A 15,494-nucleotide genomic window follows, 5' to 3' on the forward strand; every position below is an offset into this window, starting at 1 on the left:
CAGTCACAATCCCGCTTATTCAGATTAAGAATACGCTTTCATCATAAATCATGACAGCGTTTCCGTCAACTATTTTTTTAGTTAAATAGTTTGATAAAACATCTAGACAAAAATTCGTAAAAATTAATTGTGAAATACTTCACAATATTATGCTATACTATGCTCAATCATGAAAGAAAGCAGGAAAAGACAATGGAAACTCAAGCATTGCAAAAGGTTGAACAGTATGCTTTGAAAAAACAAAACATATTCGCTTCAAGCAAAATCCGTTATGTGCTTCGGTCCATTTTGGCCAGTATGTTTATTGGTTTTGGCATTACAGCCGCAAGCAAAACAGGCAGCTATTTCTTTATGGCTGATTCTCCGTTTGCCTTTCCGGCAGCTGCTGTCACTTTCGGGGCCGCTATTCTGCTGATTGCTTACGGAGGCGGAGATTTATTTACCGGCAACACCTTTTATTTCACCTACACCGCGCTCCGGAAAAAAATCAGCTGGCGCGACACCCTATACTTGTGGATGTCAAGCTATGCCGGCAATTTAATCGGCGCCATTTTGTTTGCCATCCTGATCAGCGCGACGGGACTTTTTGAGGAGCCTTCTGTTCATTCCTTTTTGATTCATTTGGCAGAGCACAAAATGGAGCCGCCGGCTTCCGAATTGTTTTTCAGAGGAATGCTGTGCAATTGGCTTGTCTGCCTCGCCTTTTTCATTCCAATGTCTCTCAAAGGGGAAGGAGCAAAGCTTTTTACCATGATGCTTTTCGTTTTCTGCTTCTTTATTTCCGGCTTTGAACACAGCATTGCCAATATGTGCACATTCGCCATCTCGCTTTTGATCGAGCACCCTGATACAGTGACACTGATGGGAGCAGTCAGAAACTTAATTCCCGTTACGCTCGGCAATCTGACCGCGGGAATAGTTATGATGGGCTGGATGTACTACACACTGAATCCTGATCAATAAAAAAACTTCCAGAGATCACTCCCTGCAAGTCAAGGCGGTTATTCCGAGAGATCTTGAAGACGCTGGACATGCAGCGTGATATAGCCGGCCTCGGATTCCGGCAAATGTAATTGATATTCATTTTTCAAAAACTCCGCCAGCTCCAGCGCACATTGATAGGCGAATGAATACTTTTTTTGGATGAAATAAAGCATCTCCTCGTCCATACGATGGAGCGCTTCATTTGATTCCAACCGGCTGACCGCGTATCGCAAATGCGTGACAAGGCGTTGATAGGAAATGCTGTTTTCATCCACCTTTCGATTAAAGTATTGTTCTATTTTCTCTATCATTTCTTTGATCATGGTCGTATGCTTCAGCGCCGAATACATGCTCTCCGCATCCATCTTCGCCGTATGGATGTGAAGGGCAATATAACCCGCTTCATCTTCAGGCAGAGACACGCCCAATGTCTCTTTTACATGTCCGATCGCCCACAGGCCGATCTCGTATTCTTTTTTATAGAGCGCCTTTATCTCATGCAGCAATTTATTCTGCACAAGCAGCCCATTTTGAATCCTTTCGATCGCAAAGGACAAATGGTCGGAAAGCGCGATATGAATGTGATCGCTCAGCGGCGCCGCGAGCTCTCCTTCCGCATAGCTGATGATATCCTCAGCTATTTCTATATGCTCCTCCGGCAGTGTTTGCAGGATTTGTTTGAACTTTTCATTCTCGTCGCGCACGACAAAGATCTTTTCCACTTTATTCATAGGGATGAGATCATTTTTCTTTTTTTGAAAAGCGATTCCCGGCCCCATCACGATTTTTTCCTGATCATCCTCTTTTATTAAAGCCGCATTGTTGTTTAATACTTTATAGATTTTCAAGAGGTTATCTCTCCCGCCAATTTGCTTTTGACTGGGATTTTACCTCCTTTTGACCGCCATGTAAAGATGCGGGCCCGCTCTCTCCTGCTTTGGCGATTCCTTGAAGGCTTGCAAACACCTTCTTTTATAAAGCGCGGCGGCTTTCGCTTTCTGCTTTTCTTCCTCATTCACAGCCATCCGCCATTCATAAAACGAAACGAGTCCTGCGGCCTGCACCGCCGCCTTTCTTTGGTATGTACGCTGAGCCGAATAAACCGCAGCAGCCGCAGTTTTTCTGTCTGGCGTCACCCAGTTCATCAAAAAGACCATCCACACCCGTAAAGATACAAGCAAACGTTTCATAGAAAAACATCCCTCCGCTTCTTTTTGGCAGGCAGCCTTTTTAGCAGCCCGTTTTCTCAGCCGCAGCCCGCAAGAAAAGACGGCCGATTTCTTTTCTCGCAAACTAGCGGCTCTAGCAAAACTCATGACTCTATGATAGACCGTGGAAAGAGAATTCTTTGTCACAATATGAGTGAAAAAACCAACTAGTTTTTAGAAGTTTTGTTGAAAGCTGAAAGAATTGAAATGAAAATTGGAGAACCGCTTTGAAAACTTTATACACAAGTTATCCCAAAGATAAGAACAACTTAATCACAAGAGATATCCACATGTCCACAAACTCTATCTATATTTTGTATACGAACGTATATTCCTAACTATATATATACACAGGTTTATTCACTTATACACAGGGTTCTGTGTATAACTCCTTCGTTATACACAAACAAAATCCAATAAATGGTCCAAATGACACAAGGATTTTTTTGAATTTTCAAGAAATATATACTAGATCTTTCACATTTTTTCTAAATACAAAGGGGGAAACACATTGAAAAAGGGGATCATTCGCTTTCTGCTTGTCAGTTTCGTCTTATTTTTTGCCTTATCCACAGGTATTACGGGCGTCCAGGCAGCTCCGGCTTCTTCAAAAACGTCGGCTGATCTGGAAAAAGCCGAGGTATTCGGTGATATCGACATGACGACAAGCAAAAAAACAACCGTTATAGTGGAATTAAAAGAAAAATCCTTGGCAGAAGCGAAGGAAGCGGGAGAAAGCCAATCGAAAAGCAAGCTGAAAACCGCTCGCACCAAAGCAAAAAATAAAGCAATCAAAGCGGTGAAAAACGGAAAAGTAAACCGGGAATATGAGCAGGTATTCTCAGGCTTCTCTATGAAGCTTCCAGCTAATGAGATTCCAAAACTTCTCGCGGTAAAAGACGTGAAGGCGGTGTACCCGAACGTCACATATAAAACAGATAATATGAAGGATAAAGACGTCACAATCTCCGAAGACGCCGTATCTCCGCAAATGGATGACAGTGCGCCTTATATCGGAGCAAACGATGCATGGGATTTAGGCTACACAGGAAAAGGCATCAAGGTGGCGATTATTGACACTGGGGTTGCATACAATCACCCAGATCTGAAGAAAAACTTTGGACAATATAAAGGATACGATTTTGTGGACAATGATTACGATCCAAAAGAAACACCAACAGGCGATCCGAGGGGCGGAGCGACTGACCACGGCACACACGTAGCCGGAACTGTGGCTGCAAACGGAACAATTAAAGGCGTAGCTCCTGATGCCACACTTCTTGCTTATCGTGTGTTAGGGCCTGGCGGAAGCGGCACAACGGAAAACGTCATCGCCGGTGTGGAACGTGCAGTGCAGGACGGGGCAGATGTGATGAACCTGTCTCTCGGAAACTCTTTAAACAACCCGGACTGGGCGACAAGCACAGCGCTTGACTGGGCCATGTCAGAAGGCGTTGTCGCTGTTACCTCAAACGGCAACAGCGGACCGAACGGCTGGACAGTCGGATCGCCGGGCACATCAAGAGAAGCGATTTCTGTCGGTGCGACTCAGCTGCCGCTCAATGAATACGCAGTCACTTTCGGCTCCTATTCTTCAGCAAAAGTGATGGGCTATAACAAAGAGGACGACGTCAAAGCGCTCAATAACAAAGAAGTTGAGCTTGTCGAAGCGGGAATCGGTGAAGAAAAGGATTTTGAAGGGAAAGACCTGACAGGCAAAGTCGCCGTTGTCAAACGAGGCAGCATTGCATTTGTGGATAAAGCGGATAACGCTAAAAAAGCCGGTGCAATCGGCATGGTTGTGTATAACAACCTCTCTGGAGAAATTGAAGCCAATGTGCCAGGCATGTCTGTCCCAACGATTAAGCTTTCATTAGAAGACGGCGAAAAACTCGTCAGCGCCCTGAAAGCTGGTGAGACAAAAACAACATTCAAGTTGACGGTCTCAAAAGCGCTCGGTGAACAAGTCGCTGATTTCTCATCACGCGGCCCTGTTATGGATACGTGGATGATTAAGCCTGATATTTCGGCGCCAGGGGTTAATATCGTGAGCACGATCCCAACACACGATCCTGACCATCCATACGGCTACGGATCAAAACAAGGAACAAGCATGGCATCGCCTCATATTGCCGGAGCGGTTGCCGTTATTAAACAAGCCAAACCAAAGTGGAGCGTTGAACAGATTAAAGCCGCCATCATGAATACCGCTGTCACTTTAAAGGATAGCGATGGGGAAGTATATCCGCATAACGCTCAAGGCGCAGGCAGCACAAGAATCATGAACGCAATCAAAGCCGATTCGCTCGTCTCACCTGGAAGCTATTCATACGGCACGTTCTTGAAGGAAAACGGAAACGAAACAAAAAATGAAACGTTTACGATTGAAAATCAATCTTCCATTAGAAAATCATACACACTTGAATACTCATTTAATGGCAGCGGCATCTCCACATCCGGCACAAGCCGTGTTGTGATTCCGGCACATCAAACCGGAAAAGCCACTGCAAAAGTAAAGGTCAATACGAAGAAAACAAAAGCTGGCACCTATGAAGGAACGGTTATCATCAGAGAAGGCGGAAAAACGGTCGCTAAGGTACCTACATTGCTGATTGTGAAAGAGCCCGATTATCCGAGAGTCACATCTGTCTCCGTCAGCGAAGGGTCTGTACAAGGTACCTATCAAATTGAAACCTACCTTCCTGCGGGAGCGGAAGAGCTGGCGTTCCTCGTCTATGACAGCAACCTTGATTTCGCAGGCCAAGCCGGCATTTATAAAAACCAAGATAAAGGTTACCAGTACTTTGACTGGGACGGCACGATTAATGGCGGAACCAAACTTCCGGCCGGAGAGTATTACTTGCTCGCATATGCCGCGAACAAAGGCAAGTCAAGCCAGGTTTTGACCGAAGAACCTTTCACTGTTGAATAAGAAAAAGCCCTGCCGATTCGGCAGGGCTTTTTAAAGATCAGTCAGCAAACGCCTCGTGCAATAATCGATACGATCGGAGCTTATCTTCAAAATGATGCGTGATGGTCACCACCATGATTTCCTCTGTTTCATACGCTTTACTCAAAGCTAACAGCCGCTCCTTAACCTGTTCTTTCGTACCGACAATCATTCGATTTCGATTATCAGCAATTCGTCTCTGTTCATAAGGAGAATACGTATTTTTCCGAACAGCTTCATACGAAGGAACTCCCTCTAAAGGAATACCCTGCTCTCCCGCCAAAAGTGTAAAATCAAGCACAGCCCCAAGCTCCTCTGCCTTCTCCTCCGTGTCAGCACAAAGAACAAAAACAGCAACTGCCGCTCGAGGCGTATCTCCTAACACAGACGGTTTGAATCGCCTCTTATACTGTCTGACAGTACCCTCTCCGCCCTCTCCATTGATAAAATGGGCAAACATATAGCCAGCGCCAGATTCAGCTGCGAGAAGCGCGCTTTCTCCAGATGAGCCGAGCAGCCACACATCCGGAGCCGTTGAAATATGCGGCGCAGCGGTCAGATTCGGAAAACGGTGTTTGTCATCCGCCAAATCATGCAAATACATGGTCAGCTCCTTAATTTGCTGCGGATACTGATCAGCATTGCGCTTACCGCCGTCATTCAGCGCCCATGATGCAATCGGCATTCCCCCCGGTGCTCTGCCAAGCCCCAGGTCAATTCTTCCTGGTGTCAGCCCCTCCAGAACACGAAAGTTTTCAGCTACTTTATAAGCACTGTAATGCGGCAGCATGACTCCTCCTGATCCAACACGGATTCGCTTTGTTTTCGCCGCTATATGACTGATTAGCACCTCAGGACTGGACCCTGCCAGCCGTTTTGAAAAGTGATGCTCAGAAACCCAAAATCTCTTATATCCAAGGTCCTCAGCAGCTTGGGCAAGCGCAACGGTTTGCTGTAAGGCCGTTTCTGCATTGCTGCCCTCTGATACTGGAGATTGATCTAATATACTTAATGAAACCATCCCTACCACCTCATCCTCATCGTATCACTGATCCCCTATTTTTTCTCCAAAGCCGCTCACACTGCTTATCAGTGTCCCCTATCATTCGCCATTTATTTGTGAAAGCATGTCCCTATTTGTCGGAATATGTTACACGTGAAACATAAAAACCCCTCCAGACGGAGAGGTTTGCTTTAGTTTTTATTAAAGCCCTTTTCTTTCACGTAGTCATTTAAATACGTACGCGGCTTTTGCTTCATAAAGTTCAGTATTTGATCGGACCACGTTTCTTCCCGCTGCCCGTTTGTTCTTTCTCTATAGTAATCAGAAATGGTTTTGTCATACGTATTCATAGTATGACGGAAATCGTCTGTGTTCACATTATACGTATTCTCATGATAAACGGCCTGCTTTGGCAATCTCGGTTTTTTGCCGGAAAGGTTCGCAGGATGGCCTACTGCCAGTCCGAAAAGCGGGAGCACATGGTCAGGCGTTTGCAGCACCTCTGTCACCTTGTCCAGTTCATTCCGAATGCCGCCGATATAGCAAATGCCAAGCCCCATGGATTCAGCGGCAATGCTCATATTTTGCGCTGCCAGCGCCGCATCAATCAAGCTAACCATAAACATTTCTGTATTCTCGAGCAGCTCAGAAATATGTTCACCTTTTTCCTCAGCCAGTTTTTGATGGCGGTACAAATCCGCACAAAATACAAAAAAGTGTCCGTTCTTCTCAACGTAAGGCTGATTCCCAGCAAGCACGGACAGCTCGCGTTTTTTCTCAGGATCAGAAACCCCGATAATCGAATATGCCTGCACATAGCTGGATGTAGACGCAGCCTGCGCACTTTTCACTAATGTATCAATTTCTTCAGCTGTCAAAAGCTGATCAGTAAAAGACCGGATTGACCGATGATTCAAAATGGTTTCGATTGTGTTATTCATCACAAGAACCTCCTTATCACTTTTTATCATATCCGAAAAAAAGTGATCTCAAAAGTGAAATGCTCTGCACAAAAAAAGACAGCCTCTGTAAAGGCTGTCTGCACATTAAGAATTAAAAAGATAACTTCTGTATTTCGTCAGCTGCACACTTGCATTATATACAATTCCAAATCCGATTAACGTGGAAAGTGTCGAGCTTCCCCCATAGCTGACAAACAGCAGCGGAATCCCGGTAACAGGCATAATGCCGATGTTCATTCCGATATTCTGGAATGTGTGGATCACAATTAACGCCGTATAGCCAACGCAAAAGAAAGAAGCGAAACGGTTAAACGGATGTATTTTGTCTATCAGAACGACAAGCCTGTAGATTAAAAAGAAGAACATGATGACAACAATTGCACAGCCTATAAAGCCAAATGACTCACCTATTATAGAAAAGATAAAGTCAGTCGTACTCTCTGGAACATAAACCTTCAAATTAGAAATACCATTACCTAAAATACCACCAGATCCTATTGCCATGATGGCCTGGTCAACTTGCCAGCTGTCATTTGAATCTTCCTGTGTCTCATTTGAAGCAGACACCCAAGAAGTGACCCGCTTAATTTGATAGTCCTGTATTCCAACTGATTTAGCAACGTCAGGAAAGTTTATCATTACTAATAAAATTAATGAAATGAGTAAGATACCTGAACCAGCTATGATCGCAATCAATTTCCAATTTATCCCTGACATAAAAACCATTACAAGAACGATAAACATACATATTCCCGCAGTCCCAGCATCCTGCATCAAGATAAGACCTACAGGAATAACTGCGACACCCGCAATCTTTAATAACAAGTGGATATCATCCCTAAGCGTCCGAACTCCTTTAGGATTTGCTTTTCCAATAACTGAAGCAAGCATCATAATCAAACCAACCTTCATAAACTCTGACGGCTGTATTGTTATTCTACCGATTCTAAACCAACTTTTTGCCCCTTTAATAACAGGTGCAATAGACTCGGGACTGATTTTAAGAATAATCAAAGATAAAATACCAATGATAAAAATATATAAACTTAACTTTTCAAGCTGTTCTAAATCAAAATACAAAAGAACTGTAATGGCAACAGCCCCCAAAAGATAAAACACAATTTGCTGAATCCAATCCGTGTTCCCATACTGCCCAAACTGACCGGCAGCATAAATTGATACTACGCTTATAATAAAAAACACACCAAATATAAAAATCAAATCCCCCTGGTAAAAGGGGCTTTGCTGTTTCTTATATCGACTCATTCTATCCCGCCTTACATTTTCATCGGAAAATCACTAATGTTTATTATACATGAACCACGTTCAAGATGACACGTGAAGCTCGCTTCCTTTTATGTTTTTTCAGCACTTGCGGCGCTTTTTCAGCTACACGAAATATGACGTATCATAAACCGAAATGTTTCGATTGACACAAAACTTTTCAAATGAAATAAACGCCATACCAAAAGAATTTGTAAAAAACGAATGTGATAATGTGTTATGTTCCCAAATAATGTGATACCTCATATAGAAACAGCTAAAAATTCAGAGCCCCATGCCCATACATTCTCCTAGCACATTAAACGAAAAAAATAAGACGATAGATCCAGTCCATTTCTGCAAAAACACGTATCAATTTCTGGAAAACATGGTATAATAATTGTAACAGAATGTTCAAAAAACAATCACAAAACAGACACAACTCAGTTCCTCTATTTCATTTTTGTAAACGTTATCACAAAATGAAAGGAGACGGGTATGATGGACATGTTTTTTGCTTACTTATTGGTTGCCAGCGCAACGCCTCTCTTTATTTGGCTTGATAACAAAAAAGTCGCACTCTCAGCTATTCCGCCAATCATTTTAATGTGGGTATTCTTCTTCTTTTACGCAACAGAAAGCCTTTCTCCAATTGGACACACTCTCATGATTATCTTGTTTGCCGTCAACGTCATTGTCGCTCATATCGCTGCATTTATCATTTACGGCCTTCCGTATCTTCGCAGAAAACGAAGCAGCTGAAGACAGCAAAAAACCCTCTTCCAATGAAGAGGGTTTTTGTATTATTCGTTATGGCCTGAATGCTCTGAGTGTTCAGCGCCTCCAGGAGGATTTCCGTCCATATGGTCACCATGGTGATAGTGAGCCGCGAAAATCCAGATGGATCCAAGTACGATAACGATCGCGCCAAAGAATCCGAACAGCGTGTTTCCGACTTGGATCGTGCCGTTTTCGCTCTCTGTCATATGCATGAACATGAGAAGCTGCAACGCCGCCTGAATGAAGGCGAAGCCGAAGATTATCCAAAGTTTTGCTGATGAGCTCAGGTCAGTATACACTGCAACCCATAGAGCCAGCAGGGTCAAAACGATAGACAGGATAAAACCTACAATGTGTTTCCATGGAAAGTGACTGTGTTCAGCAGATTTGTTTGCCATTTTACAGACCCCCCAATCCCATGAGATAGACACCTGTAAAGATGAAAATCCATACAACATCTAAGAAGTGCCAGTACAAGCTTGAGATAAAGATTTTAGATGAAGTTTGCGGAGTTAAGCCGCGTTTCTTCAACTGAATCAGAATTCCTGTAATCCAGAAAATCCCGATTGTTACGTGAGTTCCGTGAGTTCCAAGTAAAACAAAGAATCCAGACCAGAACGCACTTGTACTGAGAGCCGCTCCTTCATGTACATAGTGAACAAATTCGTTGATCTCGCATCCGACGAAGCCGGCACCGAGAAGAAGAGTGATAATTGTCCAAATGACTACGCCTTTTAAACTTCCGCGGCGCATTTCATGAACAGCGATCCCGCAGGTAAAGCTGCTGATCAGCAGCAAGAACGTCATAATCATTACCAGATTGACTTCAAATAGTTCGTCTGGCAAGACACCTCCAGCTGTTCTGTTTTTAAGAACGAAGAAGGTTGCAAATAGTGTTGAGAACAACACAATTTCTGCCCCTAAAAAGATCCAAAACCCGAGAATATTAAGTCTGCCGGTTTCAGATTGATATTCCATAGGCGCGTTAGAATTGCCGTGTTCTGCATGTTCCATAACTCACGCCTCCTTATTCGGAAATCTTTCTTTCCGTCTCTTTTATTTCATCAACACTAATGTAGTAGCCGTTGTCGTATTCGAATGAACGCAGAACCATGCAGAGCAGGACTCCGATCAATCCGACTACGCCCATCCAGTACCATTCAAAGACAAGTCCAAAGCCTGCAAGACCGAAGGCAACAGACATAAAGAACGGTCTGCCTGAGTTGCTTGGCATATGGATTTTCTTGAATTTGCTTTCAGGGTATAATTCAGTTTTTTCTTCTTTCATATGCAGGAATGCATCTTGAGATTTGACTTCAGGAAGCACCGCAAAGTTGTAATGCGGCGGAATCGCAGAAGAAGTCGCCCAATCAAGCGTACGTCCCACACCCCATGAATCTCCGCTGATTTCACGAGTAGAGTAACGGAAGCTGTAGTAGATGTTATAGCAAAGGATTAAGAATCCTACACCCATCATGAAAGCTCCGACTGTTGAGATAAAGTTCAATGTTGTCCAGCCGTCATTCGGTCCGTATGTGTAAATACGGCGAGGCATGCCTTGAAGCCCCAAGAAATATTGCGGGAAGAAACAAATATTGAACCCGATCATAAAGATCCAGAAGAACCATTTTCCGATTCTTTCGTTCAGCTTGTGGCCGAACATTTTTGGATACCAGAAAATAAATCCGGCGAAACAAGCAAATACAGTACCCGCGATCAGCACATAGTGGAAGTGAGATACAAGGAAGTACGTATTATGGTATTGATAATCCGCTGCTGCCATCGCAAGCATAACCCCTGTAACCCCGCCGATAACGAAGTTAGGAATGAACGCAAGCGCCCACAGCATAGGTGTTGTAAAGCTGATTCGGCCTTTATACATTGTAAAGAGCCAGTTAAAGATTTTAACCCCGGTTGGGATTGAGATTGCCATTGTCGTAATTGAGAAGAATGAGTTAACGGACGCACTGTTCCCCATTGTGAAGAAGTGGTGAGTCCAAACTAAGAAACTCAATACAGAGATGGCGATAATAGAACCAACCATCGCTTTGTAACCAAACAATTGTTTTCTTGCAAAGCTTGAGATGATTTCTGAGAAAATACCAAACGCCGGAAGAATAACGATATATACTTCAGGATGTCCCCAAATCCAGAACAAGTTAGCCCAAAGCATCGGCATACCGCCTGCTTCCAATGTGAAAAAGTGAGCGCCGAACAAACGATCAAATGATAAAAGTGCTAATGCTACTGTAAGTACAGGGAACGCAAACACGATAATAACCATTGTGATCAGTGTTGTCCATGTGAACATCGGCATACGCATTAATGTCATGCCTTTTGTTCTCATTTTTAAGATTGTTACCATAAAGTTGATCCCTGTCATCAGGGTACCGATACCGGCAATCTGAAGTCCGAGGAGGTAGTAGTTCTCACCCGGCCCAGGGCTCATGTCGTTACTTGCAAGCGGCATATAACTCGTCCAGCCTGCGTTCGGAGAACCTCCGATAACGAAAGAAATATTGAAAAGCATCGCCCCTACAAAGAACGTCCAGAAGCTCAGGTTGTTCAAGTAAGGGAACGCAACGTCGCGGGCACCGATTTGAAGAGGCACAACAACGTTGATAAGACCGATTAAGAACGGCATCGCCATGAAGATGATCATGATTGTACCGTGAGTTGTAAAAATTTCATTATAGTGGTTTGAGTCTAAAAAACTGTTATTCGGAAGCGCTAGCTGGGCACGCATCATCAGACCGTCGACACCGCCGCGGAATAACATAATTACAGCAGATATAATGTACATGATTCCGAGTTTTTTATGGTCAACAGTAGTTATCCATTCAGACCACAGCCATTTCCACTTTTTGAAGTAAGTCAGTACAAAAATAATGGCAATGGTTGAAAGCGCAATGGAAACTTGTGCGCCCAGAATTAATGGGTCACCAGTTACGAAAAATTCGTCCCATTTGAATTTCATGCAGGCTTCCTCCTTTCCTGATCAATATCATTCTTCTGTATCATCAGACTTCTTAAATTCGTTTTTCTTTACGTTTTCAAACGGATCTGTTTTAGAGTGCGGTGAAACGGCTTGATAGCCAAGGCGTTTGCGCGCCTCCATCGCGTACTCAGCGTCTTGTCCGTGATCAACGTATTTCAAGTGAGTAGAAGAGAACGTTAATTCGTCCACATTTTCAGGAAGCATCAATTCATCATACTTCTCTTTTGTCAGCTTAGGAGCCTCGTTCTGAGTCTTTTTCACCCAGCTGTTAAAGTCTTTTTCTGTGACTGCATTCACATCAAACTCTTGGTCTGCAAAATGTTCACCTGTGAAGTTCGCGTTGCGGCCTTCGTAAGTACCCACTTTGTCAGCCTGTAAGTATTGATCCATCAGCATTCCTGCCATCGCATATTTTTGCCCTCCAAGCTGAGGAATCCATAGCGAAGCCATTGAATCTGCAGATGAGATTTTGAACAAGATCGGGCGGTCGACAGGAATGTTTAAGTAGTTGACCGTTTCAATATCCTGTTCAGGGTAGCTAAATACCCATTTCCAGTCTACCGAAGTAGCATAAACAACAAGAGGCTCTTTGTCTTTTGTTGCTTCAGGAGCTTTTTCTAACGAATATATCGTCTGTACTGTTGGCACAGAAAGTGCAATGACGATTAAAATTGGGATCACTGTCCAGACTACTTCTAAAAACGTGTTACCGTGAATTTCTGGGTTATAAGATCCATTATCTTTGCCTTTACGGTCGCGGTATTTTACTAAAATAATGGTAAATAGAACAAAGACGACCCCGACGATAAACAGCATAAATCCGATAGATAACAGGATTAAATCACTTTGCTGTTCAGCTACAGGTCCTTTCGGATCTAGTACTGAAGCATTGCTGCATCCCCCAAGGACGAAAACCACAGTTAACAGCGCTAATACAAGCAACGGTTTTAATGCTCTGAACAAGAAGATCACCATCCTTCCTATTGATGTAATAAATCTGAAGTGCATACTTCCTCAAAATCTTTTCTCTACTTTGTTATGCTATCAAAAACTTCACTTATTAGCTTTATTTTTTTATAAACTTCATCCCATTTTCGCTTAAATGTCATAAAATCGACAAAAATTGCTCCAACTTTATTCACATCTATCGCTTAAGATGAAAAGTTTCTAGTTATTTCCGCATATAAAGTAAAGAAAGATGATGAAGAACTAATTCTGACAAATTAAGGTTTACCACAATAAAAAACTTAGGTCAATCAAAAATTTCATTTTGTTAAACTTTCTAGATAGGAATTATTTTTTCCTCGTCTAGCATCTTTTCACACGGTTACCATTTTAACGCATCAAATATTGAAAGAAAAGGCGCAATGAAGAGCCAATATGCTCTGAATTGTCCGTATTTTTTTATGAGAGCATCCAGTTGTTTATCTTATACAAAAAAGAGGAATGATATAAGCAAATAAATAAAAAATAGGATGTGTTGCATGATGAGTTTTCTTATTTCACTTATCGTCGCTATTATTATCGGATGGCTTGGAAGCCTGTTTGTAAAAGGAGATATGCCCGGAGGAATTATCGGGTCTATGATCGCAGGTCTTATTGGCGCCTGGATCGGACACGGGCTGCTTGGAACATGGGGGCCGCACCTAGCCGGATTTGCCATTATTCCAGCGGTAATCGGCGCAGCCATTGTTGTCTTTCTAGTAAGCCTGTTAACCAGAAAAAGAGGATAAAAGCAGCAGCACCCGAAGCGTCAGCGCTTTGGGTGTTTGTTTTGCCATAAAAATCGAAAAAGCCTCAACCCTAGCGGTTGAGGCTTTTGACAGGTTTGGCGCCCAACTGGTCGATGAACCTTCTGAAGGCCTGTTTTCCCTCTGCTGTCTGCTTAAATACACCGGCGTGTTCAAGGATGCGCGCGAATACATGTCCCAGCTCTTCTTTTATGACTAGATCTACGTCCTCTTTTGTTATGGTTCTTTTTTCCATCATTCGAAGAGCCCATTCACTATGCTTTGCCGTGAGCGGATTTTGTTCTAAAGCTGTTTTCGGATCAGCAGAACATAGCGCCGCTGCCGTTTCTTTCATTTCCTCCTGTAAGCGGCCCGGCAATATCGCCAATCCCATGACCTCAATCAGGCCGATATTTTCTTTTTTAATATGGTGGACTTCTTGATGAGGATGAAATATTCCTAATGGATGCTCCTCATCCGTCCGGTTGTTCCTCAGTACGATATCGAGTTCGTACAAGTCTCCCCTGCGCCGCGCAATCGGTGTGACCGTATTATGGGGCGTATCGCCTGTATAGGCGGCAATGCCGGCTTTTTCATCGGAATACGTCTGCCACGTGCGGAAGATATGGTCAGCAGCTTCGGCGACATGACCCGGTTCGTCTCCTTGGAGCCTGAGTACAGACATCGGCCACTTCACTAAGCCTAGCGACACGCCGGGATAATCATTTAATTCATAAATGTCTTCCGCTTCTGCACGTGCCATTGGAAAATCATGCGCGCCGCCTTGGAAATGATCATGGCTTAGGATGCTGCCGCCGACAATCGGCAGATCCGCGTTTGAACCGATAAAATAATGCGGATATTGGCCAAGAAATGACAGCAGCCTTTCAAATGTTTTTTTGCTGATCTCCATCGGTTCATGTTCACCTTTTAAGACAATGCAGTGCTCCGGATAATAGACATATGGCGAGAATTGCAGGAACCATTGTTCGTCCTCAAGGATGACCGGAATGATTCTGTGATTTTGCCGGGCTGGATGATTCACGCTTCCCTCGAAGCCGACATTTTCTTTACACAGCAAACACATCGGATAATTTGTCTGTTCCTGCTCTTTTGCAGCCGCAATCGCTTTCGGGTCCTTTTCAGGCTTTGATAGGTTAATGGTCATTTCCAGCTCGCCATATTCGGTCGGCACCGTCCAATGAACATTTTTGGCGATTCTGTCAGTCCGTATATAATAGACATCCTCTGAATATTGATAGAATTCCTTTGTCGCCTGTTTTGGGCCGTATAATGCTTTTGTCTCTTCAAATTTGCGAATGACCTCGGACGGGGCAGGCACAAAACAGCCCATCAGCTTTGCGCTGAGCAGGTCACGGTACGTATCTGTATCCGCTTCCATTCGGCCGGTTTCGGCAGCCCATTTATAGATGGGAGCTAGCAAGTCCGGCAGGCTTTGTGACTGCTTGATGCTGGTGCTGGAGTTCGGCTCGGGATGTGTGATGCCCAGCGCTTCATAAAGACGGTTTCTCGTATAATCCCGATCCCAGATCGAAATCAATTTTCGTTCCAGGCCATACTCAAGCAGCTGTTCCAGATGTTCAATAATACTCATA

The 15,494-nt window shown here is 43.7% G+C and carries 14 protein-coding genes; 4 read left to right on the forward strand and 10 right to left on the reverse strand.

Annotated elements, in window-relative coordinates:
- The first annotated feature begins 192 nt into the window (after positions 1-192).
- Positions 193-963 carry a formate/nitrite transporter family protein gene (locus NYE56_RS19325; RefSeq protein ID WP_251233144.1) on the forward strand — a complete coding sequence of 257 codons (771 nt, stop codon included), beginning with the start codon at positions 193-195 and terminating at the stop codon, positions 961-963.
- Between the two features lie 38 nt (positions 964-1,001).
- Here the strand turns inward: NYE56_RS19325 and sacT are convergent, their stop codons facing one another.
- The gene (gene sacT, locus NYE56_RS19330; RefSeq protein ID WP_003227423.1) at positions 1,002-1,832 is read right to left on the reverse strand and encodes a sac operon transcriptional antiterminator SacT; all 831 of its coding nucleotides are present in this window, start codon (positions 1,830-1,832) and stop codon (positions 1,002-1,004) included.
- 39 nt (positions 1,833-1,871) lie between these two features.
- A complete protein-coding gene (locus tag NYE56_RS19335; RefSeq protein ID WP_003222155.1) occupies positions 1,872-2,174 on the reverse strand; it encodes a hypothetical protein in 303 nt (100 codons plus the stop codon).
- Positions 2,175-2,703: 529 nt separating this feature from the next.
- On the opposite strand from NYE56_RS19335, the gene vpr reads away from it, so the two are divergent.
- Entirely contained in the window at positions 2,704-5,124 is a 2,421-nt protein-coding gene (gene vpr / locus NYE56_RS19340) for a serine protease Vpr (protein ID WP_341284264.1), read from the forward strand.
- Positions 5,125-5,161: 37 nt separating this feature from the next.
- On the opposite strand, the gene NYE56_RS19345 is transcribed toward vpr, so the two are convergent.
- The 3 genes from NYE56_RS19345 to rodA form a co-directional block, all read right to left on the reverse strand.
- Entirely contained in the window at positions 5,162-6,163 is a 1,002-nt protein-coding gene (locus tag NYE56_RS19345) for an LLM class flavin-dependent oxidoreductase (RefSeq protein ID WP_064671804.1), read from the reverse strand.
- A 173-nt stretch (positions 6,164-6,336) separates the two neighbouring features.
- Positions 6,337-7,086, reverse strand: a complete 750-nt coding sequence (gene nfsA / locus NYE56_RS19350; protein ID WP_017696211.1) for an oxygen-insensitive NADPH nitroreductase — start codon at positions 7,084-7,086, stop codon at positions 6,337-6,339.
- Between the two features lie 105 nt (positions 7,087-7,191).
- Positions 7,192-8,373, reverse strand: a complete 1,182-nt coding sequence (rodA, locus tag NYE56_RS19355) for a cell shape-determining peptidoglycan glycosyltransferase RodA (RefSeq protein ID WP_003227413.1) — start codon at positions 8,371-8,373, stop codon at positions 7,192-7,194.
- A gap of 495 nt (positions 8,374-8,868) precedes the next feature.
- On the opposite strand from rodA, the gene ywcE reads away from it, so the two are divergent.
- Positions 8,869-9,132 carry a spore morphogenesis/germination protein YwcE gene (gene ywcE, locus NYE56_RS19360; protein WP_335449901.1) on the forward strand — a complete coding sequence of 88 codons (264 nt, stop codon included), beginning with the start codon at positions 8,869-8,871 and terminating at the stop codon, positions 9,130-9,132.
- A 41-nt stretch (positions 9,133-9,173) separates the two neighbouring features.
- Here the strand turns inward: ywcE and qoxD are convergent, their stop codons facing one another.
- From qoxD to qoxA, 4 genes are read right to left on the reverse strand one after another with little or no spacing between them, the layout of a single operon-like run.
- Positions 9,174-9,548, reverse strand: coding sequence for a cytochrome aa3 quinol oxidase subunit IV (qoxD, locus tag NYE56_RS19365; protein WP_003227410.1), 375 nt, complete (start codon positions 9,546-9,548; stop codon positions 9,174-9,176).
- Between the two features lies 1 nt (position 9,549).
- Complete coding sequence (gene qoxC / locus NYE56_RS19370; RefSeq protein ID WP_003227409.1) at positions 9,550-10,164, reverse strand: cytochrome aa3 quinol oxidase subunit III; 615 nt, start codon at positions 10,162-10,164, stop codon at positions 9,550-9,552.
- A 13-nt stretch (positions 10,165-10,177) separates the two neighbouring features.
- Positions 10,178-12,127, reverse strand: a complete 1,950-nt coding sequence (qoxB, locus tag NYE56_RS19375; protein WP_003227407.1) for a cytochrome aa3 quinol oxidase subunit I — start codon at positions 12,125-12,127, stop codon at positions 10,178-10,180.
- Between the two features lie 27 nt (positions 12,128-12,154).
- Positions 12,155-13,120, reverse strand: coding sequence for a cytochrome aa3 quinol oxidase subunit II (gene qoxA / locus NYE56_RS19380; protein ID WP_010886637.1), 966 nt, complete (start codon positions 13,118-13,120; stop codon positions 12,155-12,157).
- A gap of 515 nt (positions 13,121-13,635) precedes the next feature.
- Between qoxA and NYE56_RS19385 the strand changes: the two genes are divergently transcribed.
- Positions 13,636-13,881: a GlsB/YeaQ/YmgE family stress response membrane protein gene (locus NYE56_RS19385; RefSeq protein ID WP_009968363.1), complete on the forward strand. Its 246-nt coding sequence runs from the start codon at positions 13,636-13,638 to the stop codon at positions 13,879-13,881.
- 70 nt (positions 13,882-13,951) lie between these two features.
- Here the strand turns inward: NYE56_RS19385 and galT are convergent, their stop codons facing one another.
- A complete protein-coding gene (gene galT, locus NYE56_RS19390) occupies positions 13,952-15,493 on the reverse strand; it encodes a UDP-glucose--hexose-1-phosphate uridylyltransferase (protein WP_341284265.1) in 1,542 nt (513 codons plus the stop codon).
- Position 15,494: the final 1 nt, after the last annotated feature.

The organism is Bacillus sp. FSL R5-0603 (genome assembly GCF_038050295.1).
Classification (GTDB): Bacteria; Bacillota; Bacilli; order Bacillales; family Bacillaceae; genus Bacillus; species Bacillus subtilis.

What these genes read in the sequence shown, in the direction of transcription:
- qoxD (WP_003227410.1), bottom strand. Translation starts at nt 9,548, where the DNA reads ATGGCAAACAAATCTGCTGAACACAGTCACTTTCCATGGAAACACATT.
- qoxB (WP_003227407.1), bottom strand. Translation starts at nt 12,127, where the DNA reads ATGAAATTCAAATGGGACGAATTTTTCGTAACTGGTGACCCATTAATT.
- NYE56_RS19335 (WP_003222155.1), bottom strand. Translation starts at nt 2,174, where the DNA reads ATGAAACGTTTGCTTGTATCTTTACGGGTGTGGATGGTCTTTTTGATG.
- rodA (WP_003227413.1), bottom strand. Translation starts at nt 8,373, where the DNA reads ATGAGTCGATATAAGAAACAGCAAAGCCCCTTTTACCAGGGGGATTTG.
- NYE56_RS19385 (WP_009968363.1), top strand. Translation starts at nt 13,636, where the DNA reads ATGAGTTTTCTTATTTCACTTATCGTCGCTATTATTATCGGATGGCTT.
- qoxC (WP_003227409.1), bottom strand. Translation starts at nt 10,164, where the DNA reads ATGGAACATGCAGAACACGGCAATTCTAACGCGCCTATGGAATATCAA.
- galT (WP_341284265.1), bottom strand. Translation starts at nt 15,493, where the DNA reads ATGAGTATTATTGAACATCTGGAACAGCTGCTTGAGTATGGCCTGGAA.
- NYE56_RS19325 (WP_251233144.1), top strand. Translation starts at nt 193, where the DNA reads ATGGAAACTCAAGCATTGCAAAAGGTTGAACAGTATGCTTTGAAAAAA.
- nfsA (WP_017696211.1), bottom strand. Translation starts at nt 7,086, where the DNA reads ATGAATAACACAATCGAAACCATTTTGAATCATCGGTCAATCCGGTCT.
- NYE56_RS19345 (WP_064671804.1), bottom strand. Translation starts at nt 6,163, where the DNA reads ATGGTTTCATTAAGTATATTAGATCAATCTCCAGTATCAGAGGGCAGC.
- ywcE (WP_335449901.1), top strand. Translation starts at nt 8,869, where the DNA reads ATGATGGACATGTTTTTTGCTTACTTATTGGTTGCCAGCGCAACGCCT.